The organism is Ardenticatena maritima, assembly GCF_001306175.1.
Taxonomy (GTDB): Bacteria; Chloroflexota; Anaerolineae; order Ardenticatenales; family Ardenticatenaceae; genus Ardenticatena; species Ardenticatena maritima.
In genome coordinates this window covers 19,789-27,843 of record NZ_LGKN01000001.1, presented here as the reverse complement: position 1 = coordinate 27,843, position 8,055 = coordinate 19,789, and the positions used below count along the sequence as shown (strand labels likewise).

Below are 8,055 nucleotides of genomic sequence, written 5' to 3'. Positions count from 1 at the left end.
GTTTTGGGGGTTGACAAACGCGCCATTTTCCTGTATGCTGTGCCACAGATGAAGCGGACAAGCGGGCGACGCCCATAGCACATCCGTACAGTCTGAAAAGCCCTAATCCCCGCAAGGGGATTGAAACCAACAAACATAATCCGCCTCCTACAAAAGAGTCGTCTGTCTGAAAAGCCCTAATCCCCGCAAGGGGATTGAAACACGTAGTCTTCCCGTTGATTGGATTCAAGTAAAAGGGAGTCTGAAAAGCCCTAATCCCCGCAAGGGGATTGAAACCGTACGCAACGCTTGAAACGTACGCTCGAATTGTCGGTCTGAAAAGCCCTAATCCCCGCAAGGGGATTGAAACGTATTCCACGACCTTCCCAAGGTCGCCTTTCTCTTCAAGGTCTGAAAAGCCCTAATCCCCGCAAGGGGATTGAAACTCTGTCCACGATGAATATCCCAATCAATCTGGTTGCCGTCTGAAAAGCCCTAATCCCCGCAAGGGGATTGAAACCGTCACGAGCACTGTCGACGTGTTTGCGCCGTCTCCTAGTCTGAAAAGCCCTAATCCCCGCAAGGGGATTGAAACAGACTTTACCCCAAGCGCCTTCAGGCGCACATCGCTCAGTCTGAAAAGCCCTAATCCCCGCAAGGGGATTGAAACACAGGATACTTTTTGCCGTTGACGGCTTCTAAGATCTTGGTCTGAAAAGCCCTAATCCCCGCAAGGGGATTGAAACTCGAAAGTGGCTATCCACGGACGTGGGTGGTATTCATGGTCTGAAAAGCCCTAATCCCCGCAAGGGGATTGAAACCGACCTCAAAATATCGCACGCCTACGTCCACATAGGCGCGAGTCTGAAAAGCCCTAATCCCCGCAAGAGGATTGAAACAGCATGAACGCAGTGGACGTTTTGCCGCCGCCAAACCTTCGTCTGAAAAGCCCTAATCCCCGCAAGGGGATTGAAACGCAGGAGAAGATGACCGGGGCTTTGACCCCGGTTTTTTCATGCCTTTCGGCTTTCTGCGCCTCTGTTCAGCCGCTGTGGACACCCCGCCACACGCTGAGCCGCGAAGGGGGAAACGAGCGGAGAGAAAGCACGCGGTAAGAAGTGTTTGCCCTGCGGCGTCTCTACACTAGAATACTTCCGCCAACCTGCAAAAACGAAAAGGACTGTTTATGGCCAGAAAAATTGTTGTTCTGGCGCTTGCCTTGCTTCTTGCGGCCTGCGGCGGTACAAGCACCGCCCCCGCGCCCGAAGAACGCAGCGCCGACGCCACCCACACCCGCGAACCGACAGCGGCCGCATCCGCATCACCCACCACCGCCGCCGTCACAGCGACCGATACGCCGCCGACCGCCACCCAGGCGGCTGAGCCGACCACCAGCGCGCGCGCATGGCCGGCCTGGATGACCACCCCCGTGCGCGACGTGCGCACCGGCGAAACCTTCACCATCGCGCAACTGGTTGAAGGCGGCGATACCGTCCTTCTGCAACTCATGGCGGTCTGGTGAACGAATTGCCTGCGCCAGTCGAAAGAGGTGCAGGCGCTGGAGACCGGTGGTCTCCCCGACAACATCACCGCCGTCAGCCTGGATATTGACATCTACGAAGATGAAGACCTGTTGCGCGCCCACACCGAGCGCCACAACTTCACCTGGCGCTTTGCCCGCGCCACGCCCGACATGGTGCGCGAACTCGGCGACACGTTCGGGCAAAGCGTGCTCAACCCGCCTAATGAACCCGTTTTCATCATCACCCCCGACGGCGACATTCGCTTGCTGCGCTTTGGGCACAAATCCGTTGAAGACCTGAAACGCGAACTCGGGTTGCCCTAACACCACAGCGGCGGCGTGTGTGCAACACGCCGCCGCGCTTCATCGCCACCAGACCAGCAGCCCCACCACCAGCAGCAACCCCACCACCTTGCTCCACGCCAGCGCACGCGCCACCGTCCCCACCGACAGGGGCGCGCGCCAGACAGGCGCAAACACCGCCGCCATGCACAACACCGCCAAACTCCCCACCACGCGGATGAAGGGCGTCGCCCACGCCACCCCCAGCGCCACCCCCAACCAGACCGCCGCGCACGCCAGCGCGCGCCGGTTGCCCCACCGCACGGCAAGCGTGCCTACCCCCGCCGCCGCATCGCCGGCGCGGTCATGCACCGTCTTCACCACCTCGCGCGCGGCAAAGAGCGCCCCCACCACCGCGCCAACAGGCCAAACTCGCGCCAAATCCCCCGCCAACAGCCCCCCAAACGCCAGCGGCCACATCGTCAGCATGCCCACCAGCGCCGGTCCCAGCACACCGCGCCCTTTGAGTTCGCGCGTGTAGGCCGCCGTGAGCGCCAACGCCGCCAGTGTACCGGTCAGCGCCACCCAGCCCAGCCAGCCCCCCAGCCCCAGCGCAACGCCGGCAAGCGTGGCCGCCACACGCCGCGCCGTCGCCACCGTCAGCGCCCCAGACGGCAAAGGGCGCGTTGGGCGATTGAGGCGGTCAATCGCCACATCGTGAATATCGTTGTCCACGTTGCCCCACGCCGCCAGCACAAACGCCAGCAGGGCGGGCGGTATCCAGCGCCCATCCCACCCGTTCGCCCCCGCCAGCGCGCCCCCCAGCGGCACCAGCAACGCCGCCCCCAGCGCGCTATGCGCCCGCATCAAGCGCAGAACAGCCGCCACGCGCGCCCTCATCGCCGCCGCACCCGTTGCGCCACCAGGCGGACGGCGCTCCAGACGAACAGGTGCACCAGAGGCGCCCCCGTCAACGCCAGCACCACCAACCAGAGCCAGCGCATGGCGCGCCCTTCCGCCGGAATGCCATACCACCACCCCACAAAGACCAGCCAGCCCGCCGCCACGCCGAGCGCGGCAAAAAAAGCCCAGCGCGCCTCATCACGGGGCGGCCATGCCAACCAGACCAAACACGCCAACGCCAGAAGGCTGATCATCAACACCATGCTGTCGCCTCACATTTCATTTTTGGCTCTTTCCTCATCCAACAGATAAGGCTACAATCAAAACACGAACGAACAAATCAGCAATTCCTGGAGGGTATCCCCCATGCAAGCCGTCATCATGGCTGGTGGCGAAGGCTCGCGTCTGCGCCCACTGACCATCAACCGCCCAAAACCCATGGTCCCCCTCGTCAACAAACCCATGTTGGGGCACATCTTCGACCTCTGTAAGCGCCACGGCATCACCGACCTGGTGCTGACGGTGCAGTACATGGCGCACTACATTCAAGACTACTACGGCGACGGAAGCGAATTCGGCCTGAACATTCGCTATTCGGTCGAAGACGTGCCGCTGGGGACAGCGGGCAGTGTGCGCCAGGCCGCCGAACTGCTCAACCCGAATGAACCCTTCATCGTGCTGAGTGGCGACGCGCTCACCGATTTCGACCTGAGCGCCATCATCGAGTTTCACCGACGCAAAGGGGGGCTGGCGACCGTCACCCTCACACGGGTGAGCAACCCGCTGGAATACGGCATCGTCATCACCGACGAGGAAGACCGCATCACGCGCTTCATTGAAAAGCCCGGCTGGGCGGACGTGGTGAGCGACACCGTCAACACGGGCATCTACGTTCTTGAACCCGAAGTGCTCAACTTCATCGAGAAGGGCAGCGTTTTTGATTTCAGCCACGACCTGTTTCCCCTGCTGATTGAACGCGGAACACCCCCCTACGGCTACATCGCCGAAGGCTACTGGACCGACATCGGGAACCCGCAAGCCTACGTGCGCGCCACGCAAGACGTGCTGGAAGGGCGCGTCAAGGTTGAACCGCTGGGCATGCCGCTCTGCGAAGGCATTTACACCGGTGGAGAAGTCGAAATCGCCCCCGACGCCCGCCTGGTTGGTCCCATCTACCTGGGCGAAGGCGTGAAACTGAAAGGCGGCGTCGTGATTGAAGGTCCCGCCGTCATCCGTGACGGCACAGTCATAGACGCGCGGAGCACCATCGAACGCTCGATTATCTGGCGCAATTCCTACATCGGCGAACGCACGGAAATTCGCGGCGCGATTATTTTGCGCCAATGCAGTATCAAATCGCGCGTGATTATCTTCGAGGGCGCGATTATCAGCGACAACGTGCACATTGAAGAAGACGCCATCATCCAGCCCAACGTCAAAATCTGGCCCGACAAAGAAGTCGAAGCGGGCGCCGTCGTCAGCGCCAGCATCATCTGGGGGTCGCGGGGGCGGCGCACGCTCTTTGGGCGCTACGGCGTCACGGGCATCGTCAACGTGGACATCACCCCCGAATTTGCCGCCAAACTCGGCGGCGCGTTCGGCGCGACCTTGCCGCGCGGCGCTTCCGTCGTGCTCAACCGCGAAGCCCACAACACGCCGCGCGTCATCAAGCGCGCCCTGCTGAGCGGGCTGCCCTCAGCGGGCGTCCACGCGCTCGACATCCAAACCCAACCCATCCCCGTCGCCCGCTACTACACGCGCACCAGCCACGCCCAGGGCGGTATCCACGTGCGCCTTTCCCCCTACGATAACCGCGTCGTGGACATCAAATTCTTCGACGCCAACGGGCTTGACCTGGGGCATCGCCACGAACGCAACGTCGAAACCGTTTTCCATCGTGAAGACATTCGCCGCGCCTACCTTGACGAAATCGGGCGCATTGACTACGCCACCGACGTGCAGGCGCGGTACGCCTACCACTTCCTCAACAGCCTGGACCAGGACCTCTGGCCGCTACCCAACGCCTTCGGGCAGGTGGTGATTGACTACGCCAACGCCGTTTCAACGCAGGTGCTCCCCCCTCTGCTCACCGAACTCAATGTGGATGTGGTCGCCGTCAACGCTGACATTGACGAGCGCAAACTCTTCCGCACACGTGAACAGTTTGCGCAAGGCATGAACCGCCTCGCCGCCATCACCACCTCGCTGGGCATCAACTTCGGTGCGCGGCTCGACGTAGGCGGAGAACGCATCTTCATCACGGTAGACAACCGCGGACGTGTGAGCGACATGGACGCCTTCCTCGCCATCACCAAACTGGCGTTCATGGTCTGGAAAGGGTGCACGGTTGGCATTCCCAACACCGCCCCACGCGCCTTCGAGCGCATTGCCGAGGAAATGGGCGGGCATGTGCGGCGGCTCAAAAGCGACCCTCAATCACTCATGCGTGCCGCCGAAACAGGCAAATTCGCCCTGATTGGCGACGGCGGCGGTGGGTTTATTTTTCCCGGCTTCACCCCGTTTGTTGACGGAATGTTCGCAATCGCCAAAATTATGGAACTCAGCGCTCTGGCGGAATGTCGGCTGGGTGAAATTGTGCGCGAGTTGCCCGCCTACCACATGGCGCATGGTCGTGTGCCATGCCCGTGGGAACACAAAGGGGCGCTCATGCGCCAACTCATCGAGCGATACGGCGACCAGCCGCGCACAGAGGTTCCCGAAGGTGTGCGCATTGACCTTGGCGACGAGTGGGTGCTCATCATTCCCGACGCCGACGCGCCCGCGGTGCGAATCATCGCCGAAGGACGCACCGCCCAGAATGCACACGAACTCGTGGACCGCTATGTCGCGCTGGTCAACAACCTGTTGCTGACGTTCGCCTGAGCAAATTACGAAGCGAAGAGGCTCGTCCATCAATGCAAATCGCAGAACTCCATCCGAAAGAGACGACGTTTGTTTTACTGTCGTTTGAGGGACCAGATTTATACTCACTCGCCGGCGGACTTGGTGTCCGTGTCAGTGAACTGGCGCAAACCTTGGCGACGCTCGGCTATGAAACCCACATCTTCTTTGTAGGCGACCCAGACAAACCTGAGCGCGAATCGCATGCCAACCTGCCGCTCACATGGTGGCGCGTGGCGCAAGAAGTGAGCCGCCGCTTCCCCACAGGCGTGTACGCGGGCGAACACCAAAAACACGCTGTGTACACCAGTGTTGTGCCCTATCTCGTCATCGAGCAGGTTGTCAAAGCCGCCGTAGAACGCCGCAAACACGTCATCATCATGGGCGAAGAGTGGCACACCAGCGAAACCATGGTTGTCCTGCACCAGCGGCTTCTCGAAGAGAACCTGCGGCGGGCTGTGATTATGCTCTGGAACGCCAACAACATTTTCGGCTTCGACCAGATTGACTGGCAACGCCTGCAAGAAGCCGCGCACATCACCGCCGTCAGCCGCTACATGAAACTGCGCATGTGGGAATACGGCATCAACCCGCTCATCATTCCCAACGGCGTCCCCATGCGCTTTCTCGACCCCGTGCGTGCGGATTTGGTGACCCCCCTGCAAAACATCGCCAAAGAGCGGCTGCTGCTCACCAAAACCGCCCGCTTCGACCCCAGCAAAAACTGGATTCAAGCCATCCATGCGGTGGCGCGGCTCAAAGCCCTGGGCTTGCGCCCGCTGCTTCTGGCACGTGGCGGGTTGGAACCCTACGGCGGCGTCGTCTGGAACGAAACCCACCTGCTCAACCTGCACCACCTGCGCCTGACACTGCGCCGCCCCACGCCGGAAGAAGCGCTCTACCACATTCGCATGTGCGCCGACGAAGCCGACGTGCTCGAACTCGATTTCTACGTTCCCGAAGCCTTGTTGCGCGCCGCCTTCAAAGCCAGCCATGCCGTGCTCGCCAACAGTGGGCACGAACCTTTTGGGCTGGTGGGGCTTGAAACCATGGCGGTGGGGGGCGTGGCGTTTACGGGGTCCACAGGCGAGGATTACGCCCAACACTGGCACAACGCCATCATGCTCGACACATCGGACCCCATGGAAATTGTGGGCAACCTGCTCTACCTGCAAGAACACCCGGAACTGGAAGAAAACCTGCGGCGCAACGGTCCCGCCACCGCGCGCTTTTACCTGTGGGAGCGTGTTGTCGAAACGTTGCGCAGTAAAGTGCGCCATCTTCTGCTCGAAAACAACTGGCCGTCAGGAGTGGGGGCATGAGCGCACACGCGATACTCTACACCCGCGCCGACTGCTCGCTCTGCGACAAAGCCGCCCACATTCTGGAACGCCTGGCGGCGGAAGGCTTGCTCACCTGGGAAAAGCGCGACATCGCCGCATCTCCCGCGCTGACGGACGCTTTCGCCGACCGCATCCCCGTTGTTGAACTGGTCGGCGGTCCCCGCTTTGAAGGGCGCATCAGCGAATTTCGCTTGCGCAAAGCCCTGGCGGCATTCCAGCGCGACGTAAGCACCCCTGCTGAACCAGCGTCTCCATCCATAGAGACGAACACCGAGGAGTTGAACCCATGACGACACCCGACCTTTCGCCCCTTTTCATCGGGAGCGCCTTTGTGGCGGGCATACTCTCTTTTCTTTCGCCCTGCGTCTTGCCGCTTGTTCCCGTCTATCTGGGCTACCTGACCGGCTCACTCAACCCGAACGAAGCCGACCGCCGCACGCTGCTCACACACGCCGGCGCGTTCATCATCGGCTTTGCCAGCATCTTCACCGTGCTGGGCGCTTCGGTGGGGCTGATTGGCTTCGCCCTGCAAGACCGCGTGCCCCTGCTGGTGCGGCTTGGCGGGTTGCTGGTCATTCTCATGGGCTTGCACCTCTTGGGCGTCATCCGCATTCCGTGGCTCTACATGGAGAAGCGGCTCGACATGCAAAAAGTCGCCCGCGAACCTAACCTCTTCACCTCATACGGGTTGGGGGTGGTGTTCGGCGCCGGCTGGACCCCCTGCGTTGGTCCTGTGCTGAGCGCCATTTTGGGGCTGGCGTACACCAGCGGCACCGCCCTGCAAGGCGCTTTCTTGCTGGCGGTCTATTCCGCCGGATTGGGCATTCCTTTTCTGCTCGCCGCCCTGGGCACGAACCAACTGCTCACACGCTTGCGCCCAGGCGCCTGGATGCGCCGCATCGAGCAAGCCAGCGGCATCCTGCTGATTGCGGTGGGGCTTCTGCTGCTCAGCAACCGCATGACCATGCTCAACAGTTATCTCATCCGCTTCACGCCCGATTGGTTGCTGAACCTTCTCTAACCGCCGTTTCCTGCGCGACAACGGCGTCGCGCGTGAAATGGACGGGCACGCCTGCGGGTGTGCCCGTTTTGTGTTGGCGCGCCTATTCGCATGTTGGGCACACT

8 protein-coding genes and 1 CRISPR repeat array are annotated in these 8,055 nt (G+C 61.4%); of the genes, 6 read left to right on the top strand and 2 right to left on the bottom strand.

What is annotated here, in order from left to right:
- Nucleotides 1-90 precede the first annotated feature (90 nt).
- Nucleotides 91-955: a CRISPR direct-repeat array (repeat unit 37 nt; unit sequence GTCTGAAAAGCCCTAATCCCCGCAAGGGGATTGAAAC).
- Nucleotides 956-1,165: 210 nt separating this feature from the next.
- Nucleotides 1,166-1,501, top strand: a complete 336-nt coding sequence (locus SE16_RS00110) for a hypothetical protein (protein ID WP_060687049.1) — start codon at nt 1,166-1,168, stop codon at nt 1,499-1,501.
- A gap of 27 nt (nt 1,502-1,528) precedes the next feature.
- Complete coding sequence (locus tag SE16_RS00105; RefSeq protein ID WP_054494104.1) at nt 1,529-1,825, top strand: thioredoxin domain-containing protein; 297 nt, start codon at nt 1,529-1,531, stop codon at nt 1,823-1,825.
- Nucleotides 1,826-1,864: 39 nt separating this feature from the next.
- Here the strand turns inward: SE16_RS00105 and SE16_RS00100 are convergent, their stop codons facing one another.
- Both SE16_RS00100 and SE16_RS00095 read right to left on the bottom strand, forming a co-directional pair.
- Nucleotides 1,865-2,671, bottom strand: a complete 807-nt coding sequence (locus SE16_RS00100) for a UbiA family prenyltransferase (RefSeq protein WP_060687047.1) — start codon at nt 2,669-2,671, stop codon at nt 1,865-1,867.
- 8 nt (nt 2,672-2,679) lie between these two features.
- Nucleotides 2,680-2,949, bottom strand: a complete 270-nt coding sequence (locus tag SE16_RS00095) for a hypothetical protein (RefSeq protein ID WP_054493354.1) — start codon at nt 2,947-2,949, stop codon at nt 2,680-2,682.
- Between the two features lie 103 nt (nt 2,950-3,052).
- On the opposite strand from SE16_RS00095, the gene SE16_RS00090 reads away from it, so the two are divergent.
- Genes SE16_RS00090 through SE16_RS00075 form a run of 4 tightly spaced genes read left to right on the top strand, consistent with a single transcriptional unit; the run spans nt 3,053 to nt 7,951 of the window.
- Nucleotides 3,053-5,569 (top strand): sugar phosphate nucleotidyltransferase, encoded by a 2,517-nt coding sequence (locus tag SE16_RS00090; RefSeq protein ID WP_054493355.1) that lies wholly within the window; start codon nt 3,053-3,055, stop codon nt 5,567-5,569.
- Between the two features lie 32 nt (nt 5,570-5,601).
- Nucleotides 5,602-6,909 (top strand): glycosyltransferase family 4 protein, encoded by a 1,308-nt coding sequence (locus tag SE16_RS00085; RefSeq protein WP_060687045.1) that lies wholly within the window; start codon nt 5,602-5,604, stop codon nt 6,907-6,909.
- The gene (locus tag SE16_RS00080; RefSeq protein ID WP_054494263.1) at nt 6,906-7,220 is read left to right on the top strand and encodes a glutaredoxin family protein; all 315 of its coding nucleotides are present in this window, start codon (nt 6,906-6,908) and stop codon (nt 7,218-7,220) included. The genes SE16_RS00085 and SE16_RS00080 overlap by 4 nt, the downstream gene beginning before the upstream one ends.
- Nucleotides 7,217-7,951, top strand: coding sequence for a cytochrome c biogenesis CcdA family protein (locus tag SE16_RS00075; protein WP_054494261.1), 735 nt, complete (start codon nt 7,217-7,219; stop codon nt 7,949-7,951). The genes SE16_RS00080 and SE16_RS00075 overlap by 4 nt, the downstream gene beginning before the upstream one ends.
- Nucleotides 7,952-8,055 lie beyond the last annotated feature (104 nt).

Bases quoted from the DNA above. Each gene is read 5' to 3' on its own strand.
- SE16_RS00090 (WP_054493355.1), top strand. From the start codon at position 3,053: ATGCAAGCCGTCATCATGGCTGGTGGCGAAGGCTCGCGTCTGCGCCCA.
- SE16_RS00080 (WP_054494263.1), top strand. From the start codon at position 6,906: ATGAGCGCACACGCGATACTCTACACCCGCGCCGACTGCTCGCTCTGC.
- SE16_RS00095 (WP_054493354.1), bottom strand. From the start codon at position 2,949: ATGGTGTTGATGATCAGCCTTCTGGCGTTGGCGTGTTTGGTCTGGTTG.
- SE16_RS00085 (WP_060687045.1), top strand. From the start codon at position 5,602: ATGCAAATCGCAGAACTCCATCCGAAAGAGACGACGTTTGTTTTACTG.
- SE16_RS00110 (WP_060687049.1), top strand. From the start codon at position 1,166: ATGGCCAGAAAAATTGTTGTTCTGGCGCTTGCCTTGCTTCTTGCGGCC.
- SE16_RS00075 (WP_054494261.1), top strand. From the start codon at position 7,217: ATGACGACACCCGACCTTTCGCCCCTTTTCATCGGGAGCGCCTTTGTG.